Genomic DNA, 22,539 nt, shown 5'->3' with positions numbered 1-22,539 from the left:
CATCCGGAAGACGCCGGAAAACAAACAATGCGCCTGCAGGAGAAACATTCCCGTCAGGCGCACATAGCTTCATGGGTACCAAAACTGCAACACCCTGACCCTAACACACACCCCTCCGGGGCACGGGAGCGGTCACCGCACCAGCGGGTGGCTCCGACGGCCCCGTGCCCCCTCTCATCAGAGGGCACGGGGCCGGTAGCCGTGCGGGGACGGGGGTGTCAGTCGTCGTACGACAGGCCGTGCCCGGCGGGGAAGAGGACCTTGGCCGGGTCGTCGGCCCGCTGGACGGGCACGGGCAGCTTGCCGCGCGGCTCGACCCGGCCGGCGATCACCCGGGCGGCGGCGCGCAGTTCGACCTCGGTCCAGCAGTAGGAGGCGAGCGAGGCCGGGACGCCGCCGAGGTGGGCGATGTCGTAGGGGTTGCGCACCGCGAGGTGGACGACGGGGACGCCCGTCGCGAGCAGCCGGGAGACCAGGGTGCGCTGGGCACTGGTGGCGCCGACGTTGTCGGTGGTGACCACCACCGCGTCCCGTCCGCGTGCGGCGGCCACCGCTTCGTCGATCTTCGCCGCGTCGGGCGTCCGGCCGGTGACGAGTTGGGTGGTGCGGTAGCCCAGTTCGTCGAACGCCTCGGCCAGCTCGGGCACCGTCGTGCGGGTGTCGTCGGTCGGGAAGGCCGGGCTGGCGCCGACCACGAGCAGCTTCCTCTGCCCGCGGCGCAGCGGCAGCGTCTCGTTCCTGTTGACCAGCAGGGTGGTGGTGCGCTCGGCGATCCGGGCGGCGGCGAGCCGGTGACCGCGGGCGCCGACGACCCGGTCGACCTCCTTCGGGGAGACGTAGGGGCTGCCGCTGAGCAGGCCGGCCTTGTCCTTCAGCCGCAGGATGCGCAGGACGGACTCGTCGAGGCGGTCCTCGGTGATCTCCTTGCCGCGGACGGCGGCCAGGACACCGTTGTAGGCGACGTCGATGTCAGGCGGGAACAGCAGTTGGTCGGCGCCGGCCTTGAGGGCGAGGACGGGTACGCGGTCGTCGCCGTACTTGGTGCGCACGCCGCGCATGTTGAGGGCGTCGGTGACGATCACGCCCTCGAAGCCGAGTTCGTCGCGCAGCACGCCTTGGAGGATCGGGCGCGAGAGGGTGGCGGGATCGTTGCTGGGGTCGAGCGCGGGGACCTGGAGGTGCGCGGTCATGATGGCGTCGACGCCGGCGGCGATCGCGGCCTTGAAGGGCGGGGCGTCGATGCGCTCCCACTCCTCGCGGGTGTGGGTGATCACCGGCAGTCCGGTGTGGCTGTCCTCCCCGGTGTCCCCGTGGCCCGGGAAGTGCTTGGCGCAGGCCACGATGCCGACCTGCTGGTAACCGGTCACCTGGGCCGACACCATGCGTCCGACCTCGCGGGGGTCGGCGCCGAAGGAGCGGACGTTGATGACCGGGTTGGCCGGATTGACGTTGACGTCGGCGACCGGGGCGAAGTTCTGGTGGATGCCCAGGGCGGCGAGCTCGGTGCCCGAGATCCGGCCGGCGGTGCGCGCGTCGGAGGGCGAATGGCCCGCGCCGAGCGCCATCGCGCCCGGCAACTGGGTGGCGCCGCTGCCGATGCGGACGTTGGCGCCGTGCTCCTGGTCGATGGAGATCAGGCACGGGACGGGGGTGGGCAGGGCGAGCGAGGCCCGCTGCACACCGTTCGACAAGTCCGCTATCTGGCGCGGGTCCTGGATGTTGTTCGCCCAGCCGGCGAAGTAGATGACACCGCCGACGTGGTACTTGGCGATCAGCTCGGCCACGGTGCGGACGCCGAGTTCCCTGAGGTTGCGGTCCTGGTCGAACTGGCTGGGGGAAGTCGCCGACGTACCGTAGAAGTACGGCACGAAGAGCTGGCCGATCTTCGCCTCGATGCTCATCCTGGAGAGGATCTTCTTGAGGCGGCCGTCGCGCCGGTGCGCGGCAGCGGGAGTGGCCGTCATGCCTACGACGCCCGTCGCGCTCGCGGCGGCCACGGTCGCGGAGGCGAGAACGCTGCGTCTGGACAGACTCCGGTCCTGCATGCGGACGTGCTCCTTCCAGCCTTGCCCGTCAGGGGAGTTGAAGGAAACGTGAAGTACTCCGAACGGCGGGAAACGTAGCCCGGGGGCCACGGCCGGGCAAGAGGTATGGACAAAATAGGTCTAGACAATATGCGGGGCCTGCCCCCTGACCCGGGCGCACCAGGCGGCGAGCGGGGGGTGGCCCGGCGGTCTAACTCCCGTTTCGCGTGCGGGTGTCGGACGTGCCGGCCGTCGTCAGTGGGGCTGCGGTCAGACCGGCGAGGAGGAGGCAGAAGACCGCCCACCAGGGCGGTCCGTCGAGGCCGCTGTACACCGCCGTGCCGAGGCCCTGGCTCTGGGCCGTGACGAGGGCGCCCGCCGCCGCACCGGAGTGCCGGGAGGCGACGCCGGCGGTCGTGCCGGCGAAGAGCGGTGGGAAGACGAGACCGATGCCGAGGCCCGCGGTGACCACGCAGGACAGCAGGACCGGGAACGGGGCATCGGCACCGATGGCGACGATCCCCGGGGCCAGTCCGAGCAGCGTGATCAGGATGCCCGCCACGATGAGGCGCCGGGGCGGTACGGCCCGTGCGAGTAGGCGCGGGGCGATCAGGGTCGAGCAGACGACGATCGCGACGAGCATGGGCAGCATCGGAAGGGCGGTGTCGTCGCCCACGATCCGGGCCAGTGGCGGCATCAGGCAGAGGATGCCGACACCGGTGAGGGCCATGGTCAGGAGGCCGCCGCGGCGACCGCGGTCGCCGAGGAGGTACGACGGCAGCAGCGGGCTCGACGCCTGGCGCTGCCACCACAGGAAGGCCGTGACCAGGACGAGGCCGGTGGCGAGCGCGCCGACCACCCACTGGTCGGCCCAGCCGGTCCACCACTGGGCGCGGGCGAAGCCGAAGGTGAGGGCGGCCGGCCCGAGGGAGCCGAGCAGCACACCGGGTAGGTCGAAGCGGGTACCGGTGCCGGTGCCCGTGCGGTCCGGGGTGTCGTGCGGGAGCGCGCGGACGCCGGTCAGGGCGAGCAGGGCGAAGATCAAGGTGCAGCCCAGAAGCGGGCCCGCGGCCAGGGACGCGCCCGCGAGGAGTCCCAGCACCGGGCCGCCGACGCTGACCGCGGCATAGAGCCCGAAGGCCTTGACGCGTTCCCTTGGTCCGGTGGCACCGGTGGCCACCATGGCCAGCGCCGCCGTCGTCAGGAGCGCGCCGAAACCGCCCTGGAGGACACGGGAGAGGATCACCGCGGGCATGGCGGAGGAGAGCGGGAAGGCGGTCGTCACGCCGCAGAGCAGGGTGGCCGCCGTGAAACCCGTGAGACCGGTGACCAGCGTTCGTCTGCGTCCCACGACGTCCGCGAGGTGGCCGCCGGGCAGCAACAGGGCACCGAAGGCGATCGCGAAGGCGTGGAACAACATCGGCGGCAGGCCGTTGTAGTCGTACCGGCCCCCGATCGTCGCCCCGAACAGCACCGCCAGTTGCGCGAGGGCGATCGCGGCCAGGCCCCACCGGCGGGGCGCGGGGGGCGTGTTGGGGCTGGGAACGAGCGCACCGTGGTCCGGCACGGTGGGAGGGTGCGTGAAACCGCGCGTCGCCGGCACGGTTCCGGGGACGCGGTCGAGTTGCCGCAGGGCCCGGGAGAGATCGGCGGCGTGCGCGTACCGTCGGCCGGGTTCCTTGTGCAGCAGGGTCAGCACGACCTCGTCCCAGGCGGGCGGGATGCTCGCGGCCACCGAACTGGGGGTGGGCGGTTCCTGGGTGAGGTGCGCCGTGAGGTAGCCCACGGTGTCGGGCGCCTGGAACGGCAGCCGGCCGGTGATCAGCTCGAACAGGAGACAACCGAGCGCGTACAGGTCACTGCGCGGCTCGGGGAAACCGCGCGCCTGTTCGGGAGCCATGTACGGGGGTGTGCCCACGATGAAACCGGTCTGGGTGAGCCGGTCCGAGGTCGCCAGGGGTCGGCGGCCCGCGCGATGCCAAAGTCGAGGACCTTCACGTTGCCGGAAGGCGTGATGAGGATGTTGGACGGCTTGATGTCCCGGTGCATGATGCCGGCGCCGTGCGCGTCGGCGAGCGCCTCGCATATCTGCTCGCCCCAGCGGGCGGCGTCCGGCAGGGTGACGGCGCCCCGGCGCAGCATCGCGTCCAGGCCCTCGCCCAGGACCCTCTCCATCACCAGGAACGGGACCGTGGCGCCCCCCGCGTCGGCCTCGCCGAGGTCGTGGATGGTCACGATGTTGGGGTGCTGGAGCCGGGCGGTGATGCGCGCCTCACGCAGGAACCTGGCGCGTGCCTCGTCACCGTGGCTTCCGCCGCCGGCGAGCAGGGAGATCACCTTGACCGCGACGGGCCGCCCGAGCCTCTCGTCCTGCGCCTCCCACACCTGCCCCATTCCGCCCTCGCCGAGCTGCTTCACCAACCGGTACCGGTTTCCCAGGAGTAGGTCCCGCACTGCTACGCCTCCCCGGTCAGGATCGTCCGCATCCGGCATGTCGGTGCACCGGTGCGACAGGCTGCACCGCGTGGCCGCCGACCGGCAAGGGTGTGCGGGCGGTGGGGCTCGCTCCCCGTGGCGGACGCGGTGTCCCGCGGACGTGCGGGCCCCACCCGCGCAGGAGGCAGCCACACGCCCGCGGCCGACCCTCGTGACCTCACGTACCCAACCTCCGCTGCCGACCTGCTGGTTGCGAGCGAACACGGGCGACACGGCACCACTGTTCCGGCCGTGCTCCGCACGCTCGCCGACAGTGTCCGCCCCACCCGTGAATTTCGCCTGACACGGCCTCCCCGGCCTCCGCGCGGGCCCGGCGCGTCGGCTCCGGCGGGGCCGACGGCGGCTACAGGCCGACCGGGTCGAGGAGTTGCGGGCCGTTGTTGCGGACGTTGTTGACGGCGGTGGAGACGGGGCGCGCGTCCAGGAGTCCGTCGGCGGGCCGGCCGAGGAGGGCGCGCAGTTCGCCGGGGTCGTGGTGCGCGGGGTCGAGCCAGGCGTCGTAGTGCTCCTCGGTGAGGGCGAGGGGCATGCGCGGATGCACGCGGCCGGCCGCGTCGGTGGCCTCGGTGGTGATGATGGTGCAGGTCATCAGCCAGGCGGCCGGGTCGTCGTCCTGGGGGACGGCCGCGTCGCGCCAGTACTCGTACAGGCCGGCGAGCGCCATCACCCGGTCGTCCTCGGGGTGGATGAAGTACGGCTGCTTGCGGGCCTTGCCGGTGGCCGGGTCCTCGACAGGCTGCCACTCGTAGAAGCCGTCCGCCGGAAGCAGGCACCGGCGTCCGGCGAACGCGCGGCGGAAGGTCGGCTTCTCGTGCACGGTCTCCACCCGGGCGTTGATCATCCGCGCGCCGATCCCCGGCTCCTTCGCCCAGGACGGCACCAGGCCCCAGCGCAGCGGCCGCAGCTCCCGCACGGGCGCCGCGGTTCCGTCCGCGTCGCGTGGGGTGCGCTCCAGGACCGCCCAGACGTCGTCGGTCGGGGCGACGTTCCAGTTCGGTGCGAGCGCCTCGGTGGCCGGCCACCGGGCGACGTGGAACAGTTGCGCCAGGTCCTGCGGGCGCCGGGTGGAGACGTATCGACCGCACATACGACCACTCTCCCACCGTCCGGCCGCTCGACCGGGCTCCGCTGCGGCATCCGGCGGACGTGTCCCGCGCCGGGGCCGCCGCCGGCGGGACGGGCCGCGCCACCGGCTTCCGGCGAACGCGGCGGTACCCCGAAGACCGGCAACTCCCACCACTCGTCCACCGGCTCGGCCGCGACGACCTCCTCGACCACGTGCTCGAAACCACCGCCCGATCACGGACGCGACCACGGTGCTGGTGTCGTACCGGAGGGCGCCCGGCGGCGGCCCGCTCACCGGGGATCGGGGATCGGCCGCCGGAGGGTCCTCCGCGCCCGGCATAGTGCTTGCGTGACCACGCCGGCCACGCGCCGGCCGGATGAGGAGGCATTTCCGTGTCATCGCCCTGTGACCCCCAGTACGCTCCCGTCGGCGACGTCGGCGCGGTGCTCATGGTGATCGACTCCCACCTCAAGGCCGTCTACGACGGCAGGAGCCGGCCGGCGGCCGAACAGCAGGCACTGACGGCGCAGTACGCCGCCTCTCTCGGCGCGGGCGGACTCGACGACCTGCTGGACGGCGCCTGCACCCTCATCTTCATGTTCATGACCTGGCTGCGCAGGGCTCACGAGAACCACGGCAAGGACCCCGTCGAGTACGTGGTGCCGAGCCTGGTGGCCACGATGCGCCTGATGCCCAAGAGCTTCCCGCCCGAGGTCATCCCCACCATGACGGGCCTGGTCGTCGCCGCGGGAACCGGTCTGAGCCCCGGCCTGTGGCGCCGGCAGTACGGCTACTGGACCGACGAGGAGATGACCGCCCTGGAGGGCACCGTCCTGCTGCTGGCGGAGCACATCAACCGCATCACCGAGGACCAGAACTTCGCCACCCGCCTGATCACCGAGGCACTCGACAGCATGAGCGAGCACTGACGGCCCGGCTCGCGCCGGACACCTTCGTGCCCCCGAACCGGTGCGGATGCCCGCGGACCGCCCCGCTTGTCGTCCGGTGTTCACTTGGCGGCGGCTTGGGTCGCGTAAAGGTAACGGGTCTGGACCACGTACAGCAGGCACCGGCATACCCCGCCCGTGCCGATACGGAAGGAATCCCGTGGAACGCAGAGCCCTTATCGCCACGACCGCCGGCGCCGTCGCGCTGGGAGCGCTCACCCCGACCCCGGCCGAGGCCCGCACCGAACGCGGTGGCGGGCCGCTGACCACCTTCAACGTCATCAGCGACATCCAGGGCGACCTGGGTGATCTGGCCACCGCGCTCAAGGACATGCACGCCACCAACCCGCACAGCTCGGGACTGGCCGTGGCGGGCGACATCACCCCGCGCGGCTACGACGCCGAGTATGCCGAGGTGCGCCGGGTCCTGGCCCGCAACCCGCATCCGCGCGAGGTCGCCTGGGCGATCGGCAACCACGAGTTCTACGTGCCGAAGTGGGCCGACCCCGACACCCTCGCGCAGGCCACCTGGCCCAACGGCACCACCGAGGACTCGTTGTTTCGCAGCTTCCACCGGTTCGCGGAGCGTGGGAAGGTCTACGCGGAGACGACGTTCGCGGGCATACCCGTCCTCACCATCGGGACCGAGCGCTACATGCACTACCACGACCCGAAGCTGTGGGACGAGGTGTGGCTGAGCGAGGCGCAGTTCCAGTGGCTGGCGGACCGGCTCGCCTACTGGGCGCGCCGGCGCAGGCCCGTCATGGTGATCACCCACCACCCGCTGCCCAACACGGTCTCCGGTACCCGCAACAAGCTCTACATGAGCGACTACCTCCAGGCCGACCGCCTGCTCGGTCTGCTGGGCCGCCACCGGGACGTGTTCCTCTTCAGCGGGCACACGCACTGGGACCTCGGGCTGTCGGACTGGTACGTGCGGCGCGTGGTGCCGGGCACCGCCAATCTCGACGGCTTCTCGGTCGTCAACACCGGTGCCGTGCAGACCGGTTTCGCGGACAACGGGCAGGGCGGCGAGAAGACGGTCGAGGGCGCCTTCAACCAGGGCCTCCAGGTGGAGGTGTACCGCGACCGCGTGGTCCTCAAGGCACGCGACTTCGCCACCGGCACCTGGCTGAAGCAGGTCACGGTGCCCCTGTCCAACCGGATCTGAGCGGAGCCCGCACCGCGGCGGCCGGCCTCCGGACACCGGCCGCCGCGGTCCTGCACGTACCCGACTGTGCCGGACCGGGGCACCCGGCCTGGGCGGCCGACCCCCGCGGGAGGGTCTGGCGCTGGCGTACACCCTCGATCACGCGCGGCTCAGGCCATGCGGCGGAGCGCCGTCTCCACGGCGTCGATCAGGGGGTCGCCTTCGGACCGCGGGTGCCGTGCGAGGCCGAGTTCGACGTCCGGCAGGGTGGGCAGGGCGTCCACGTCGTGGCAGGCCATGCCCGGTTCGAGGTTGGTGGGCATGAGCGCCGCGACGCCGAGCCCCGCCCGCACCGCGGCGAGGACCCCCACCAGGCTGTTGCTCTCGAACGCCACCCGCCAGGGCCGCTCGGCGCGTTCCAGGGTCTCCAGTACCGACGTACGCCAGGAGCAGGTGTTCGAGAAGAGCACCACCGGAAGCGGATCGGCGGCCACGTCCACACCCTGGCCGATCGCCCAGACCAGGGGGCGGCGCACGGTCCAGCGCGGCGGTCCGGGAAGGGCGGGCACCTCGTTGAGGACTAGTTGGACGCGGCCCGTGTCGTAGGCCTCCCGCATCGCGGCGTTGGACATGCTGAGCACCTCCAGGGTCGCGCCGGGGTGCAGCCGGGCGAGGTCGGCGAGGGCCTGGGGGAGCTGGGACGCCGCGAGATCCTCCAGCAACCCGACGCCGCAGCGGCCGGTGAGCACGCGCCCGGTCTCGGTGAGCGCCTGTGCGGAGAGCGCGAGGATCCGTTCGGCGTACGGCAGGAACTCCTCACCCGCGCGGGTCAGCGAGACGCCGGACGGCGACCGGTGGAACAGCGGCCGGCCGACCGCCCTTTCGAGCTTGCGCACCTGCTGGCTGAGCGCGGGCTGGGAATGCCCGAGGGCGGTCGCGGCGCGGCTGATGCTGCCCGCCCGCATCACGCTGACGAAGGACCGCAGCAACGCGGTCTCGAGATCCCTGGCCATAACGATTGATTATGACGGCCCCAGTGAATGAACCACTACCTATGGCGGACCGGAAGATCTACCGTCGCGTCAGTGACCGGATACCGACACTTGCTCGCCGTCCCCGGAATGGCATCACTGCTGGGTGTCTCGTTCCTCGCCCGAACCGCGATCACGTCCGTCGTGATGGCCTTGACGATGTACGTCGTGCTGGACCTGGAGATGAGCTATGCGGCGGCCGGCGGTGTCGCGGCGGCCCTGACCGCCGGGCTGGCACTGGGAGGGCCGCTGCTCGGCCGCGTGATCGACGGGCGGGGCCTGCGTGCGGTGCTGCCGCCGACCATCGTCGCGCAGGCCGTGTTCTGGTCGAGCGTGCCGGTCCTGCGGTACGGAGCGCTCCTGGGCGCCGCCTTCGTGGCGGGGGTGCTGATGGTGCCGGTCCAGCCGGTGACCAGGCAGGCGATCACCGCCATGACGACGGCGCGGCAGCGCCGGGCCGCGTTCGCGCTGGAGTCGGTGCAGGGCGAACTGTCGTACATGGTGGGCCCGGCGGTCGTGATCCTGTGCGCCGCGCGGACGTCCCCCACCGTGGTGGCGTGGGGGATCGGCGCCGCGATCGTGGCCGGCGGGACCGGGCTCGCCCTGCTCGATCCGCCGTTGCGGTCCGCGGCCGAGGCGGATGCCGGGGCGGCCGGACGCCCTCCGCGCCGGGAATGGCTGGGCACCGGCATGATCGCCGTACTGACGATGGCGTTCGGTACCACGACGCTGCTCAGCGGCGTCGACCTCGCCATCGTCGCCGCGCTCGAAGAAACGGCCCAGGTCTCCAAGGCCGCCGTGGTCGTGGCCGTGCTCGGCGTGGCCTCCGTCACCGGCGGGCTCATCCACGGCGCGTTGCCCCGGTCTCTGCCCACATGGCTCCTGCTCGGCCTGCTCGGCCTCATGACGATTCTCGCCGGACTCGTCCATGCCTGGCCCTGGTTGTGCGTGGCCGTGGTCGGCACCGGCTTTCTCGCGGCGCCGACCCTCTCCGCGGTGGCCGACGCCGTGAGCCGACTGGCGCCGGCCGGCGTGCGGGGCGAGGCCACCGGTCTGCAGTACGCGGCGCAGAACGCGGGGTTCGCGCTCGGCGCCCCGCTGATCGGGGTGGCGATCGACGTCTCCGTGCCGGCGGGCGGTTTCGCGGCGGCCGGACTGGCGGGCCTGGCCACCGCGCTGACCGGGTGCCTGCTGACCCGCCGCCTTCCGTCCCCGCGCGACAGGGTGGGCGGGCGACACCGGAGGCCGGGGGAGCACGCCTCCGACGCCCCCGAACGGTGACTTGGGGAGCGGAAACGGAATGACTAGGTGTATTGCCCGGTGAGGTTGGGGACGCGGCTGGCGGGTGGTTGTGCTTTCAGCGCGGTGTGTCCGCGGTGGTGATCGCAGGTGTGTGGCCATTGCGGGAAGGGTGTGCGGCGTTCGGTTTCGGACATGGGCGCTGCCGAAGGTCCGGGTGTGGGGCCCGGTGGACGGGCGACGGTCCGGGGCGGTCCGCGTGCTCGTGTCCCGGACCGGCTCCGGCGGGGCGCCGGACGCAACCGGTCGTAGGCCGGGCCGAGTTACCCGGCGGGGCCCTGGTAGGCCAATCGGGCGCCCGATACCATCCGGCTGGCCCCATGGACCCGGGGCGGGGACGGGACCAGGATCGCGGCATGCGATGCACATGTGCTCCCGGCTCATCCGGCCTCCCGGGCTTATCCGGCCCTTCCGATTCCTCGGCCCCGTCGGTGACGCGTCGGCGTCTGCTGGCCGGCGTCGGCGCTCTGGCCGCACTGGGCGCCACCTCGGCTCTGGGCCCGGCTGCCCACGCCGCCGTGGCGCCGACGGACCCCGCCGGACCCGTACGGCTGGACCTCCCCCGGCCCACCGGACCACATCCGCTCGGCGTCACGGAGCTGCATCTGGTGGACCGGACGCGTCGCGGCCCCTGGTGGGCGGGCGCCGCGTCCGGGGAGTTCCGGGAGCTCATGGTGAGCGTCTGGTACCCGGCCGCCCGTGCCACGGCGGGGGACGGGCCCCGCGCGCCCTACATGCGTGCGGGCGCCGCCGCGGTCTTCGGGGCGGGCGCGGCACGGATCCTCGGGGTCGGCGAAGGGGCCGTCGACTGGGCCGGGTTCGGAACCCACGCCCGCGTCGGAGTGCCTGCGGCGGCCAGGGCCGGGCGGGTGCCCGTGGTGCTGTACTCGCCGGGCATGTACAACGAGCGTACGCTCGACACCACCGCCGTGGCGGAACTCGTGAGCCACGGCTATGTGGTGGTCACCGTCGATCCGGTCCACGAGGCCCACGCGGTCGAGTTCCCGGGCGGCCGCGTCATCGAGCCCGCGCCGGGGCTCGGCACCATCGAGGCGGGCGCCGAGCAGTCCAGGGCGGCGCTGGAGGTCCGGGTCGCCGACATCCCGTTCGTCCTGGACCAACTCGCCGTACTCGCACGGGGCGGTAACCCCGACGCCGGGAACAGGCCACTGCCGCGCGGTCTCGGGAGGGTCCTGGATCTCGCGCGCACCGGGATGTTCGGGCATTCGCTGGGCGGGATGACGACCGCCGAGGCGATGCGCGTGGACCGCCGTATCCGGGCCGGGGTCAATCTCGACGGGCCGCTCGGCTACGACTGGACCGACCCCGGTCTGCTGCTGCCGGTCGCCCGCACCGGGCTGGACCGGCCGTTCCTGCAGATGGGGGCATGGCTCGCGGTCCCCTCCGGCAGGGTGCCGCACACCCATGAGCACTCCCCGTCCTGGCGGGCGATGTGGCGGAACTCCACGGGCTGGAAGCGCGACCTGTGGACGGAGGCGGCCGAGCACAACTCGTTCACCGACTACCAGACAGTCCTGCCCGGCCTCGCCGAGCGGCTCACGCTGCCGCAAGGACTGCCGTCCCGAATGGTCGGTACCGTCGACCCAGCGCGCTTCACCGTGAGCCGGCGCGCCTACCTCACCGCCTTCTTCGACCAGCATCTGCGCGGACGCCACCGGCCGTTGCTGGACGGGCCCACGTCGCTCCACCCGGACGTCCGCTTCATCGACTGAGGCGCGGGGGAGCATCCGGCGGGGTCGGGCCGGCCCATGAGCCCATGAGCGCAGAACCCCCGCTTCCGTCATGGCCCGCCCCGGGACATGCCGGCTCTTCGCGGACCGGGCCGTCGGGCTCGACGGGGTCCCCAGCGACATCGCGATGCTGCGGACCCCGGACGGCCAGGGCCGGCTGGAGGCCACCCCCCCCGGCCTGCCGCCTACGGGGGATCTGCCGCAACGCGCCCTCGAGTTCGCGCGCACGGAGCGGTCAGGTCGCGGAGGCGGAGCCCGCGTCGGTGTGGCGGACTCCGGACCGGCCGCCGTGCCAGTCCAGCACCATGGTGGTGGCGTCGTCGGCCAGCGAGTCGCCGCATGCGTGGTGCACGGCGTCGGTCAGTGCCCGTACCACCTCGCGTGGATGCTCCTCGCTGGTGTCCCGCAGAACGGCGGGCAGGTCGACGGCGGCGGCCTCACGGTCGTGCATGCCGTCGGTGACCAGCACGAGGCGGTCACCCGGTAGAAGACTGAACTCCTGGAGCTCGTAGGTGACCGGTGCGGGGACACCGAACGGCAGGTTGACCTTCAGGGGCAGCTCCTCCACCCGGCCGTTGCTCAGCCGCAGTGGCCAGGGGTGGCCGGCGTTGACCAGGTGACAGGCTCCCGTGTCCAGCGAGACGCAGATCAGCTGGCCGGTGGTCATGCCACGGGAGTGGTCGACGAGTGCGTGATGTGCGGCGTCGGCCTGCTCCAGGACGCCGCCTGCCGCACGCCGGCATCTGCGCAGGGCGTTGACGGTGAGCGTGGCGAGCAGGGCGGAGGCGGTGTCGTGGCCCATGGCATCGGTGATGGACAGGTGCAGGTTGCCCTGGTCCAGGCTGTAGTCGTAGGTGTCGCCGCCGATGTCGTCGGCCGGCGCCAGCCCGCAGGCCAGGGTGAACTGGGCCGCCTCGCAACAGGGCGCCGAGGGCAGCAGTTGGTGCTGTATCTCGGCGGCCAGGCTCATGGCCGTGGTGCGCCGGCCCCAGTGGTAGAGGTCGGTGAAGCGGCGGTCGGTGACCACGATGTAGGCGAGTGCGTGTGCGGCCTGCGCCACGGAGTCGCGGACCGTGTCGTCCGAGTGGGGCACGACCAGCTCCAGGATGCCGATGCAGTCGCCGCGGTTCGTCACCGGGGCGAGGATCCGGTAGTCGCCCTCGGCGCTGTCCTCCTCGAGCAGACGCTGACCGCGCAGCACACGGTCGTACCGGCTCCCCGGCAGCGGGATCCGCTGCGTCTCACCGAGTGGCTGCGCGGCCGTGCCCGCCCTGGGCAGGCGTACGACCTCCTGCCCGATCACGTCGACGAACAGGAACGACACCTCACTCGCCCCGAACCGCTTCTCCAGATTCCGGGCCACCACGTCCACCGACTCCACGGGCGCGGCGTCCTCCGCGGCTTTCAGAACCTCGTCCAGGCCCAGACCCTCACCAGGCATGCCGGTCACCTCCCGGTCCGCCCCTGCCGAGTGCCCGGCCTTCCGGCGACGGCACGCGTCGCGGCCGGCCATCAGCTGGGGCGGGCCGGGAGCGGGACCCGGTAGCCGCCCGGCCGGCTCAGCGCGCCCGGACCGCCGACGACCCCGTGGTGACGCTCCGCTACGGGCCGTTGGCATGGCGTGGCACGGAGGGGGTGGGCGTCGAGGGCCGCTCCCTCATCGCGGGTCGTGCGCCAGCAGCCGGTGCACGGCTCCCGCGGCGAAGTCGGACACGGTCGTCAGCTCGTCGCCCTGGTCGATCCTGCGGATACAGGCGTCCACGACGGCCTGCACCACGGCGACGGTCAACTCCGGCTGCGGATGGCCCAGGTCGCGGACCACCCTGGCGAGCGCCTCGTGCAGGGAGGTGTGCAGATGCCGCACGCGCTCCCGCGCCGACGGGGAGAGCGAGGTCCGGGAGAGGGAGGCCCGCCATCCGTGGGTGCCGCGCGCGGCTTGTTCGAGGTTGGCCCGGACGTAGGCCGCTGCCTGCTCACGGGGGGAGGTCTCGGCCGCGATGGCCCGCTCCACGGCCTCGATCCAGGCGGGGAACTCGCGGGTGACGACGAGTTCGAGCAGGTCTTCGATGGAGTCGAAGTAACGGTAGATGCTGTTGCGCGCGATGCCGGCCCGTGCGGCGACCGCACCGGCGGTGAGGCTCTCCACACCGCCCTCGTTCAGGACTGCTTCGGCCGCGTCGATGAGCTGGGCGAGCCGCTGGGCCCGGTGCTCACGGACACTGCCGGCTTCGATCTTGGGCATGCTCTCCGCTCCGCCTCGGGCACCGCGCCGTCTCCCTCCAATCTATCCCCGCGTCCGCAGCGGCCGGGGACCCCGTGCTAGCTTGACGCCATCTTGGAGACACCCCTGTCTCCAACTTCTGTCCCTGCCTCTCCTGCCGAGGGTTCCTGATGCGACCGATGTACTCCCGCATGCTCCGATGTCTCCTGGGATCGAGACGGCGCGCCGCCGTGGTGGTGGCCTTCTGGGTGGTGCTCGCGGGCCTCCTCGCCGGAGCCGCCCCCACGCTGGAATCCGTCGAGGACAACGCCTCCGCCAATCTCCCGCCCGCCGCCTCGGACTCCATGAAGGCCCGCGACCTCGTACGCGCGCAGCTTCCGGGCCAGGACGCGACACCGGCGATCATCGTGGTGCACGGTCGGGGTGCCGAGGCCGCGACGGACACCGGCGGAGCGGTCGCCCGCATCACCTCGGCCCTGTCGGGAAGCGCCCGTCCCGGCCAGGTCGCACGCGTGATCTCCACGGTGACCACTCCCGAGGCCGCGGCCGAGCTGATCGCGCCGGACCGCCGCACTCAGCTGATCATCGCGCCCATGACCGGAAGCCCCACGGACGAATCCTTCCGGACCGCCGTCGACGAGGTGCGGAACCTGGCGTCCCGCCACGCGGGGCCCACCGAGGTCGCCGTGACCGGCCCCGCCGGGATCGCCACCGACACGGTGAAGGTCTTCAGCAGTGGCGACAAGGTCATGCTCCTGGCCACCGTCCTGCTCGTCCTCGTCATCCTCCTGGCCATCTACCGCTCACCCCTGATGGCCCTCGTACCGCTCCTCGCCGTCGGCGTGGCGATGCGCGTGGCGCAGACCACCGGCGCGGTCCTCGCGGACGCCGGGATGATCACGATCAGCTCCCAGACGGCCTCGATCATGACGGTGCTGCTGTTCGGAGTGGGCACGGACTACGTGCTGATCATCACGGCCCGCTACCGCGAGGCGCTCCTCGACGAGCCGGACCGCCCCCGTGCGATGCGGACCGCGGTGGCCCGGACCGCCGAATCCGTCCTCGCCAGCGCCTCGACCGTCGTGCTCGCCATGTTCGCCCTGCTGGTGGCCGCCTCCCCGGCGCTGCACGGCTTCGGCCCCTACCTCGCCCTCGGCGTCGCCGTCATGGCAGTCGTGGCGTTCACCTTCGTCCCCGCCCTGATCCTCCTCCTGGGCTCGGGCGTCTTCTGGCCGGGCGGCGTGGACAGAGCGGCCGGGCGCGGTCGTGGCGCGGGCGTCTGGCACCGCACCGCCGCTCTCGTCACCCGGGCCCCGGTCCGGGTCGTCTCGGGCGCCCTCGTGCTGCTCGTGGTGCTGAGCGCCGGCCTGCTCGGCTACCGGGAAACCTTCGACACCCTCAGCGGCTTCCGCACCACCACCGAGTCGGCGCACGGGCAGCAGCTCATCCGGCAACAGTTCGGACCCGGCGAGATCGCACCCGGCACCGTCGTCGTCCAGTCCCGGGACGACCTGCGCTCCGGACCCGCAACCGGTGACATCGCCGCCGCGCTGGCGGACACCGACGGCGTCGGCCGGGTCGGGAAACCCCGCTTCGGCGACGACGGCCGCAGCGTCTTCTACGACGTCGTCCTCGACCTCGACCCGTACAGCTCCCGGGCGCTCGACACGATCGCCCCGCTCCACAAGGCCGCGAAGGCCGCGGCCGACACCGCGGGCGTGCGGGACGCCACGGTGCTCATCGGCGGGGAGACGGCGCGGAGTGCCGACATCCGCGCCGCCCTCGACCGCGACACGACCCTCGTCGTGCTCCTGGTCCTGGCCATCGTCACCGCGGTCCTCGTCCTCCTGCTGCGCTCACTGCTCGCACCGCTCTACCTGGTCGCGACGCTCGTCCTGTCGTTCCTGGCCACCCTGGGCGCCACGACCTTCTTCACCCGCACCGTCCTCGGCGACGAAGGCATCGGCAACCGCGTCACCGCGTACGTCTTCATCTTCCTCGTCGCGCTCGGCGTCGACTACAACATGTTCATCATGAGCCGGTTCAAGCAGGAATTGCGCGCCCTGCCCCCGGTCCAGGCCATCAGTACCGCCCTCGTCCGCACCGGCGGCGTCGTCTCCTCCGCGGGACTCATCCTCGCGGCGACCTTCGCCGTCCTGATGACCCAGCCGATCCGTGAACTGTTCCAGTTCGGCTTCGCGATGGCCTTCGGCATCCTGCTGGACACCTTCCTCGTCCGCCCCCTCCTGGTCCCCGCCGTCGTCCGGCTCCTCGGCGACCGCGCCCTGTGGCCCGCACGCCGCACGACCCCGTCCGCACCGGCGGCCGGACCCGCGGTCCCGACAGGCCGCCTGCTGCGCGCCTTCACCTGGGTCGCGGTCGTCGAAGCGTGCACCTGGGCGGGTCTCCTGACCGGGATGTACTTCAAGTACATCCCCAGAACCACCGAACTCGGCGTACGGATCTTCGGGGCCCTGCACGGCGCCGCCTTCGTCGCCTACGTGATCCTGACGGTCTGGGTGGCGATACGGCTCAGGTGGCGGCTGGGCCGCACGACGCTCCTCGCGCTGCTGGCCGCCGTACCGCCCTTCATGACCGTGGCCTTCGACGTGTGGGCCCGCCGCACGGGCCGGCTCCCGCACCCCGCTTCTCCGCACTGACACCCCACGAGGCGAAGGGGGGGGTGTGCCGGCCGTGGAACCGGCCGGCACACCCCCTAGGAGGCCGCGCGGACCGCGGAGATGTCGAACTGGAGCCTGACCTTCTCGCTCACCATCGTGCCGCCCGCCTTGAGGCGCTGGTTGTAGACCAGGCCCCACTCCGTACGGTCGATGGTGGTGGTGCCGTCGAAACCGGCCCGCTCGTAGCCGAAGGGGTCCAGGACCGAGCCGAGGTAGTCGAGTTGCATGTCGACGGTCCGGGTGACGTCGCGGATGGTCAGCTCCCCGGTCATGCGGAAGGTCTCCCCGCCCTCGTGCACGGTGGAAGTGCTGCGGAAGGTCATCTCCGGGTAGCGGCGCGCGTCGAAGAAGTCGCGGCCGACGAGGTGCGCGTCCCTCTGCTCCACGCCCGTGTCGACGCTGGCGACCCGGATGACGAGGTCGGCGCGCGACTCGGCGGGGCGGGCCCCGTCGAAGTACAACGTGCTGTCGTAGTCGGTGAAGGCCCCGCGGACCGTCGTGACCATGGCGTGCCGCACGGAGAATCCGATACGGCTGTGCGGGCGGTCGATGATCCACCGTCCGGTCAGCGCTCGAAGAGCCGGGTCGAGCGCGACGCCCTGGGGCGCGGCCTCCGCGACGGAGCTGCCGGCGCCGACAGCCGGGGTCAGCTCGTCGATGGCGGTCTGACGACGACTGAAGATGCCCATGGTGGTGAACCCTTTCCCATCTGATCGCTCCGTGCTATCACGCTGCCGCCGGGTACCGCCGGGCGAGATCGGTGGCCTCGTCTGGGTTCCATGAGGTCTACGGTGAAGCTGCACAGGACCGACATGATGTGAAGGCCCGCCGTCGTGCGGGTCTCGTACGCCGCCGCGTGGACCGCCGGAACGCGGCCCACGCCGGGCGTCGCGGAGCGCGGCCTACTGCGGAGGCGTGGGCGTGTCGTGGGTGTGGTACATCGCCTGTACGTCCAGCTCCAGTTGGACGGTCGGACCGACCACGGCGATGCCGCGGGCCAGCATGGAGCGCCAGTTGAGGGTGAAGTCCTCCCGGTGGAGCTCCGCCTTCGCGAGCGCCGCGCAGCGCAGTTCCTGGTCGTAGCCTCCGTTGACCGTGCCGAGGTAGGTCGTGTCGAGGCCGACGGAGCGGCTGGTGCCGTGCATCGTGAGCGTGCCGTGCACGGTCCACTTGGAGCCGCCGTGGTGGGCGAACCGGGTGCTGGTGAAGTCGATGTGCGGGTAGCGCTCGACGTCGAGGAAGTCGGCGGAGCGCAGGTGGTTGTCGCGGGTCGTGTTGCCCGTGGTGAGGCTGGAGGCGTCGATGCGCACCGAGACATGTGAATCGGCCATGTTCGGTGCGACGCGGATGCCGCCCTGGAAGCGGGTGAACCGCCCGTGGACGTGCGCCATGCCGACATGCTTGGCGATGAACCGGATCGCGGTGTGCGGAGGGTCGAACAGCCAGGTCCCGGCGGTCGGAAGCTCCATCTGGCGGGCGGGCTGGAGCGCGATGCGCACCGGGGGCAGAGCTGTCCCGGCGGTGATGCCGAGGTCCTCCCGGGCGGGCGAGAGGCCCTCGGCCGCGATCAGCACGCTGTACGAGCCCGGTGGCAGCGTCGCTATGAAATAGCCGTGCGGGTCGGTGGTCCCACGCGTGGCGACCCGGTGGGTGTCCAGCGCGGTCACGGTGACATCGACTCCGCCCATGGGCTGTCCCACGGGATCGACGACCTCGAAGCCGAAGGCTCCGGCACCGGGTGGCAGGGGGACCGAGATGGCCGGTCCGGCACCGGAGGCGCCGTGGGAACGCCGACGTCGGAGCAGCCCGAGAACCATGGAGTTCACCCTTCCTCGTTGTGTGCTCCACGCGACCCGCGCAGACGGTTGTGTTCGCGGTCGCCAAGAACCGTCGACGACGGGAGGGCGGGCGTGGAGCCGGTAGTTCACCAACGATCATAAAACCCCCCGCGTGAGGGTGGTGCGGGCAGGTGTCAATGCTGCTCAAACGTCTCTGTCGATGGAAGCGGGGGCACATATCGGTACAACGACCGGCCATATCGCCACACCTCGACGTCGTCGATTTGCATCGGTGCTGTGGTGAAGGGCACGGAAGGATGCCGTGATGTTCACAACCGGTCTGCGGTTTCCCCACGGACCTGACACAAGTGGGCGCGCCGCGTCTCGCGGCCGGGAGGTCCGTCGTTGGTGCGGCCCGTCCCGAGTGCGCTCTGCTCGGTCACCGTCGGGTGCGCGTCATACCCTTCGGGGCTCGCCGCCCCGAGTCGTGACGGCGCTGCCGGGACCGGGTGGCCGCCAGTCGAGGATCGGGGTGAGCGCGTCGAGGACGGCCGAGGCCGGGGTCATGCGGAGCAGCAGGTCGCGCAGTGCGGCGGCGGGTGCGGAGTGCCATTGCGCGGCCGCGCCGATCAGGTGGGAGCGACGGGCGATCATCCGGGTGCGGGGACGCCGCTGCTCGTCGTAGGCGGCCAGGGCGGACTCGACACGGGGATGTGTGTCGAGGAGGGCGGCCAGCGTGACCGCGTCCTCCAGCGCCTGGTTGGCTCCCTGGCCGAGGTTCGGGGTCATGGCGTGGGCGGCGTCCCCGAGCAGTGCCGCGCGCCCGGTGACGAAACCGGCCAGCGGAGGCAGCTCGTAGATGTCGTGGCGCATCACCGCCTCCTCGTCGGCGGCGGCCAGCAACCGGGGGATCGGGTCGTGCCAGTGCCCGAAGCGGCGGCGCAGCTCGGCCAGTTCCCCGCCGGGGCCGCGCTGTCCTTCGGGGGCGTCGGCGACGCAGAAGAGGTAGACGCGACCGTCCGCGAGCGGAGCGATGCCCACGCGCTCGCCGCGTCCCCAGCTCTCGCCGCCGGCCGTCAGCCGCCGGCCCGGGTCGACCACGAGACGCCATGCGGTGTACCCGGCGTACCGCGGTGCCGGAGCCTGCGGCCACAGCGACCGCCGTACCGTGGAGCCGATCCCGTCGGCGGCCACCAGCAGATCGGCCCGACGGACGCCTCCGCCGTGCGCGACCTCGACCTCGACCCCTCGCCGGCGGAGCCCGACCCCGGTGACCCTGGTGCCGGCGCACAGTGCCCCCGCCGGGAGGGCCGCGCGCAGGATGCCGGACAGCCGGGCCCGATGGATCATCACCACCGGGCCGAACCGCCTGGCCAGCTCCTGGGTGTCCGTCCGTGACAGCCAGCGGCCGGACCTGTTCCGGATGCCCGCCCGGGTCTCCGCCAGGGCCTGCGCGCGCACCTGGTCACCCACGCCCAGGGCGTCGAGCGCGCGCACCGCGTTGGGCCACAGCGACAGCCCCGCTCCCACTTCGCCGAAGGCGGCCGCGCGCTCCAGCACCTGGACCTGCCAGCCGCTCCGGGTGAGCGCGACGCCGGCGGCCAGTCCGCCGATGCCCCCGCCGACCACGATCGCGGAGCGCCCTCCGCCGGTGCCCGCGTGTCCCGTCCCGTCCATCAGAACTCCCTCTACATCTGTAGTGGACGCGAGGCACTCTACACTTGTAGAGGAAGGCGAAGGCAAGGAAGGAAACCGGTGACCCATCCCACGCTCCGGCGGCAACGGCTCGCCGACGCGGCGATCAGCACTCTGGCCCGCTCCGGCATGCGCGGGCTCACCCACCGCGCGGTCGACCAGGCCGCGGACGTCCCGGCAGGCTCGTGCTCGTACTACTTCCGCACCCGCCAGGACCTGCTGCGCGGAGCCGTCGAGCGCCTGGCCGAACTGGACCTCGCCGAGATCGACGAGCGACCCGCCCTCACCGGACCCGCGAGCCTCGACCGAATCGCCGAGGCCGCCGCGCAGCTCATCGAGCACTGGACCACCGCCGGACGCGAACGCATGCTGGCCCGCTACGAACTCGCCCTGGAGGCACCCCGCCGCCCCGAGCTGCGCGAGGCCCTGCACACCGCGGGCAGCCGCCACCGCGCCGTGGCCGAACACCTGCTCGCGACGGCGGGCGCGCCCGACCCCGCGGCACAGGCCAACGCCTTCGTGGCCCTCCTGGACGGCATACTCCTCAACCAGCTGACCGCGGCGGCCCCGCACCGGCTCACCACCGGGCAACTGCGCCGCAGTCTCCTCGACGTGATCCACGCCTGCACCGCACCACGGCAGCCCTGAGGTCCGGCCCCTCGCCCGGGCCTCTCCCGCACCCGGTGCCCGCGATCCGCCGCGATGGCGCGAATCGTGGGACGGACGTCGTTGACGCCGTTCCGCCGGACCCAGCAGGCTCAAGACGTGCAACCACGCCGCATCGTCTTCGTGATCTTCAATGGTTTCCAGGCCCTGGACCTGACCGGCCCCCACGAGGTCTTCCAGCACGCAGGGGCGCTCGCGGGAGGCTACGACTGCCAGGTCCTGGCGCCCACCGCCGGCCCGGTCCGCTCCAGCAGCGGCCTGTCCGTGCACGCCGGGCACGGTGCGGCCGACCTCGACCCGCGCGGAACCGACACCCTGGTGGCGGTCGGTGGCGACGGCGTCGACCACGCGGTCACGGACGGGACGCTGACCGGGTGGATCGCCGCGGCCGGGGCATCCGCCCGCCGCGTCACCTCCGTGTGCGGCGGGGTGTTCCTGCTGGCGGCCGCCGGGCTCGTCGGGAACCACCGGGTCACCACCCACTGGTCCCGGGCCGAGCAACTCGCCCGGCACCACCCGGACCTGCGCGTGGACAGCGACCCGATCTTCCTCAGGGACGGGCGGGTGTGGACCTCGGCGGGTGTGACCGCCGGCATGGACCTCGCGCTCGCCCTGGTGGAGGAGGACCTGGGCCGGGACACCGCCCATGCCGTCGCCCAGGAGCTGGTGCTCTTCCTGCACCGACCCGGCAGTCAGTCGCAGTTCAGCGTGCCGCTGTGGTCGCGCCAGCCGTCCACCGACCCCGTCCGGGCGGCGGTGTCGGCGATTCACGCGGACCCCCGCGCCCGGCACGGCATCGCCGAGCTGGCCGCGCACGCGGGCCTGAGCCCGCGTCACCTCCAGCGCCGGTTCACCGCCGAACTGGGCACGCCGCCGGCGGCCTACGTGGAGAGGGCGCGCGTGGAAGCGGCCCGCCGGGCCCTGGTGGAAGGCGACGACCCGGTCGAGGCCATCGCCCACCGCTGCGGGTTCGGTACGGCGGAGACGCTGCGGCGTTCCTTCCACCGGCAGGTCGGCGTCGCGCCGTCCGAGTACCGGAACAGATTCCGATCCAGCGAGGAGTACACATGACGGTCTATGGACTGCTGCTGTTCGAGGGAGCCGAGGAACTCGACTTCGCCGGCCCCTGGGAGGTGTTCACCTCCTCCGCCATGATCCGCGAGCAGGGGGACACCGCCGTACTGATCGCCGAACGGCCGGACCCCGTACGCTGCAACAAGGGCATGCGCGTACTGCCCGACCACACGTTCGACGACCACCCGCCCCTAGACGTGCTCCTCGTGCCCGGCGGGAACGGCGCCCGGACCCAGGTGTCCAACCCCGTACTCGTCGAGTGGATCCGCAAGACCTCCGCCGAGGCCACCTGGACCACCGGCGTGTGCACCGGGGCCCTGCTGCTGCACGAGGCCGGACCGGCCCGGGGGCGCCGCGTGGCCACGCACCACGCCTTCGAGGACACCCTCCAGGCCCGCGGGGACATCACCGTGGTCCGGGACGCGCGCTACGTGGTCGACGACCACCTGGTCACCAGCCAGGGCGTGTCCGCCGGCATCGACATGTCCCTCTGGCTGACCGGCCGGCTGCACGGCCGCGACCACGCCCGGGCCGTGCGCCGCTACATCCAGTACGAGCCCGCCCCTCCGTACCTCGCCGACGAACCGCAGTAGGTCGCCGATCGGGGCGGCGCGCGGCCGGAGTCGCAGAGCTGATCCGCCACCCCGTCACACGGCCGGA

The 22,539-nt window shown here is 72.3% G+C and carries 18 protein-coding genes and 2 pseudogenes; 9 read left to right on the top strand and 11 right to left on the bottom strand.

Features of this window, described 5'->3' with window-relative positions; genetic code table 11:
• Positions 1-218 precede the first annotated feature (218 nt).
• The 4 genes from ACZ4K2_RS33550 to ACZ4K2_RS33535 all read right to left on the bottom strand — a co-directional run bounded on the left by ACZ4K2_RS33550 (position 219) and on the right by ACZ4K2_RS33535 (position 5,607).
• Positions 219-2,045, bottom strand: coding sequence for a glycoside hydrolase family 3 protein (locus tag ACZ4K2_RS33550; protein WP_467479271.1), 1,827 nt, complete (start codon positions 2,043-2,045; stop codon positions 219-221).
• A 190-nt stretch (positions 2,046-2,235) separates the two neighbouring features.
• Positions 2,236-3,924 (bottom strand): MFS transporter, encoded by a 1,689-nt coding sequence (locus ACZ4K2_RS33545; RefSeq protein ID WP_467479273.1) that lies wholly within the window; start codon positions 3,922-3,924, stop codon positions 2,236-2,238.
• On the bottom strand, positions 3,846-4,478 hold the full coding sequence (locus ACZ4K2_RS33540) for a serine/threonine-protein kinase (RefSeq protein WP_467479275.1): 633 nt from the start codon (positions 4,476-4,478) through the stop codon (positions 3,846-3,848). The genes ACZ4K2_RS33545 and ACZ4K2_RS33540 overlap by 79 nt, the downstream gene beginning before the upstream one ends.
• Before the next feature lie 385 nt (positions 4,479-4,863).
• Positions 4,864-5,607, bottom strand: coding sequence for an SOS response-associated peptidase (locus ACZ4K2_RS33535; RefSeq protein ID WP_467479277.1), 744 nt, complete (start codon positions 5,605-5,607; stop codon positions 4,864-4,866).
• 371 nt (positions 5,608-5,978) lie between these two features.
• Between ACZ4K2_RS33535 and ACZ4K2_RS33530 the strand changes: the two genes are divergently transcribed.
• Complete coding sequence (locus tag ACZ4K2_RS33530; protein WP_467479279.1) at positions 5,979-6,515, top strand: hypothetical protein; 537 nt, start codon at positions 5,979-5,981, stop codon at positions 6,513-6,515.
• Positions 6,516-6,693: 178 nt separating this feature from the next.
• Positions 6,694-7,704 carry a metallophosphoesterase family protein gene (locus ACZ4K2_RS33525; protein ID WP_467479281.1) on the top strand — a complete coding sequence of 337 codons (1,011 nt, stop codon included), beginning with the start codon at positions 6,694-6,696 and terminating at the stop codon, positions 7,702-7,704.
• Positions 7,705-7,853: 149 nt separating this feature from the next.
• Here the strand turns inward: ACZ4K2_RS33525 and ACZ4K2_RS33520 are convergent, their stop codons facing one another.
• Positions 7,854-8,696 carry a LysR family transcriptional regulator gene (locus ACZ4K2_RS33520; protein ID WP_467479282.1) on the bottom strand — a complete coding sequence of 281 codons (843 nt, stop codon included), beginning with the start codon at positions 8,694-8,696 and terminating at the stop codon, positions 7,854-7,856.
• A gap of 108 nt (positions 8,697-8,804) precedes the next feature.
• On the opposite strand from ACZ4K2_RS33520, the gene ACZ4K2_RS33515 reads away from it, so the two are divergent.
• Positions 8,805-9,995, top strand: a complete 1,191-nt coding sequence (locus tag ACZ4K2_RS33515; RefSeq protein ID WP_467479283.1) for an MFS transporter — start codon at positions 8,805-8,807, stop codon at positions 9,993-9,995.
• Between the two features lie 23 nt (positions 9,996-10,018).
• Here the strand turns inward: ACZ4K2_RS33515 and ACZ4K2_RS33510 are convergent.
• Positions 10,019-10,147, bottom strand: a pseudogene (locus ACZ4K2_RS33510) (IS481 family transposase); the annotation flags it as partial.
• 297 nt (positions 10,148-10,444) lie between these two features.
• On the opposite strand from ACZ4K2_RS33510, the gene ACZ4K2_RS33505 reads away from it, so the two are divergent.
• The gene (locus tag ACZ4K2_RS33505; RefSeq protein WP_467479285.1) at positions 10,445-11,746 is read left to right on the top strand and encodes an alpha/beta hydrolase family protein; all 1,302 of its coding nucleotides are present in this window, start codon (positions 10,445-10,447) and stop codon (positions 11,744-11,746) included.
• Positions 11,747-11,840: 94 nt separating this feature from the next.
• Positions 11,841-11,927 (top strand): annotated as a pseudogene (locus ACZ4K2_RS33500) (VOC family protein); the annotation flags it as partial.
• A 72-nt stretch (positions 11,928-11,999) separates the two neighbouring features.
• Here ACZ4K2_RS33500 and ACZ4K2_RS33495 read toward each other — a convergent pair.
• Positions 12,000-13,205: a PP2C family protein-serine/threonine phosphatase gene (locus tag ACZ4K2_RS33495; protein ID WP_467479287.1), complete on the bottom strand. Its 1,206-nt coding sequence runs from the start codon at positions 13,203-13,205 to the stop codon at positions 12,000-12,002.
• Positions 13,206-13,421: 216 nt separating this feature from the next.
• Positions 13,422-14,006: a TetR/AcrR family transcriptional regulator gene (locus tag ACZ4K2_RS33490; protein ID WP_467479289.1), complete on the bottom strand. Its 585-nt coding sequence runs from the start codon at positions 14,004-14,006 to the stop codon at positions 13,422-13,424.
• Positions 14,007-14,176: 170 nt separating this feature from the next.
• On the opposite strand from ACZ4K2_RS33490, the gene ACZ4K2_RS33485 reads away from it, so the two are divergent.
• A complete protein-coding gene (locus ACZ4K2_RS33485; RefSeq protein WP_467479291.1) occupies positions 14,177-16,645 on the top strand; it encodes an MMPL family transporter in 2,469 nt (822 codons plus the stop codon).
• Positions 16,646-16,701: 56 nt separating this feature from the next.
• On the opposite strand, the gene ACZ4K2_RS33480 is transcribed toward ACZ4K2_RS33485, so the two are convergent.
• From ACZ4K2_RS33480 to ACZ4K2_RS33470, 3 genes are all read right to left on the bottom strand, one after another.
• Positions 16,702-17,355 (bottom strand): YceI family protein, encoded by a 654-nt coding sequence (locus ACZ4K2_RS33480; protein WP_467479293.1) that lies wholly within the window; start codon positions 17,353-17,355, stop codon positions 16,702-16,704.
• Positions 17,356-17,568: 213 nt separating this feature from the next.
• Positions 17,569-18,483, bottom strand: a complete 915-nt coding sequence (locus ACZ4K2_RS33475; protein ID WP_467479395.1) for a YceI family protein — start codon at positions 18,481-18,483, stop codon at positions 17,569-17,571.
• 417 nt (positions 18,484-18,900) lie between these two features.
• The gene (locus tag ACZ4K2_RS33470) at positions 18,901-20,121 is read right to left on the bottom strand and encodes an FAD-dependent monooxygenase (protein WP_467479295.1); all 1,221 of its coding nucleotides are present in this window, start codon (positions 20,119-20,121) and stop codon (positions 18,901-18,903) included.
• A gap of 78 nt (positions 20,122-20,199) precedes the next feature.
• Between ACZ4K2_RS33470 and ACZ4K2_RS33465 the strand changes: the two genes are divergently transcribed.
• The 3 genes from ACZ4K2_RS33465 (at position 20,200) to ACZ4K2_RS33455 (ending at position 22,472) form a co-directional block, all read left to right on the top strand.
• On the top strand, positions 20,200-20,787 hold the full coding sequence (locus ACZ4K2_RS33465; protein ID WP_467479297.1) for a TetR/AcrR family transcriptional regulator: 588 nt from the start codon (positions 20,200-20,202) through the stop codon (positions 20,785-20,787).
• A gap of 117 nt (positions 20,788-20,904) precedes the next feature.
• Entirely contained in the window at positions 20,905-21,876 is a 972-nt protein-coding gene (locus ACZ4K2_RS33460) for a GlxA family transcriptional regulator (protein WP_467479299.1), read from the top strand.
• Positions 21,873-22,472: a DJ-1/PfpI family protein gene (locus ACZ4K2_RS33455; RefSeq protein WP_467479301.1), complete on the top strand. Its 600-nt coding sequence runs from the start codon at positions 21,873-21,875 to the stop codon at positions 22,470-22,472. Before ACZ4K2_RS33460 ends, ACZ4K2_RS33455 begins: the two co-directional genes overlap by 4 nt.
• Positions 22,473-22,539 lie beyond the last annotated feature (67 nt).

The organism is Streptomyces sp. NPDC025833 (genome assembly GCF_055558055.1).
Note: the sequence above shows the minus strand (reverse complement) of the source record. Positions and strands in the feature narration are given on the sequence as shown.

Excerpts from the sequence above, each read along its gene's own strand:
- ACZ4K2_RS33475 (WP_467479395.1), bottom strand. The coding sequence starts at position 18,483 with ATGGTTCTCGGGCTGCTCCGACGTCGGCGTTCCCACGGCGCCTCCGGT.
- ACZ4K2_RS33480 (WP_467479293.1), bottom strand. The coding sequence starts at position 17,355 with ATGGGCATCTTCAGTCGTCGTCAGACCGCCATCGACGAGCTGACCCCG.
- ACZ4K2_RS33455 (WP_467479301.1), top strand. The coding sequence starts at position 21,873 with ATGACGGTCTATGGACTGCTGCTGTTCGAGGGAGCCGAGGAACTCGAC.
- ACZ4K2_RS33535 (WP_467479277.1), bottom strand. The coding sequence starts at position 5,607 with ATGTGCGGTCGATACGTCTCCACCCGGCGCCCGCAGGACCTGGCGCAA.
- ACZ4K2_RS33545 (WP_467479273.1), bottom strand. The coding sequence starts at position 3,924 with ATGGCTCCCGAACAGGCGCGCGGTTTCCCCGAGCCGCGCAGTGACCTG.
- ACZ4K2_RS33515 (WP_467479283.1), top strand. The coding sequence starts at position 8,805 with ATGGCATCACTGCTGGGTGTCTCGTTCCTCGCCCGAACCGCGATCACG.
- ACZ4K2_RS33550 (WP_467479271.1), bottom strand. The coding sequence starts at position 2,045 with ATGCAGGACCGGAGTCTGTCCAGACGCAGCGTTCTCGCCTCCGCGACC.
- ACZ4K2_RS33495 (WP_467479287.1), bottom strand. The coding sequence starts at position 13,205 with ATGCCTGGTGAGGGTCTGGGCCTGGACGAGGTTCTGAAAGCCGCGGAG.
- ACZ4K2_RS33490 (WP_467479289.1), bottom strand. The coding sequence starts at position 14,006 with ATGCCCAAGATCGAAGCCGGCAGTGTCCGTGAGCACCGGGCCCAGCGG.
- ACZ4K2_RS33485 (WP_467479291.1), top strand. The coding sequence starts at position 14,177 with ATGCTCCGATGTCTCCTGGGATCGAGACGGCGCGCCGCCGTGGTGGTG.
- ACZ4K2_RS33470 (WP_467479295.1), bottom strand. The coding sequence starts at position 20,121 with ATGGACGGGACGGGACACGCGGGCACCGGCGGAGGGCGCTCCGCGATC.
- ACZ4K2_RS33520 (WP_467479282.1), bottom strand. The coding sequence starts at position 8,696 with ATGGCCAGGGATCTCGAGACCGCGTTGCTGCGGTCCTTCGTCAGCGTG.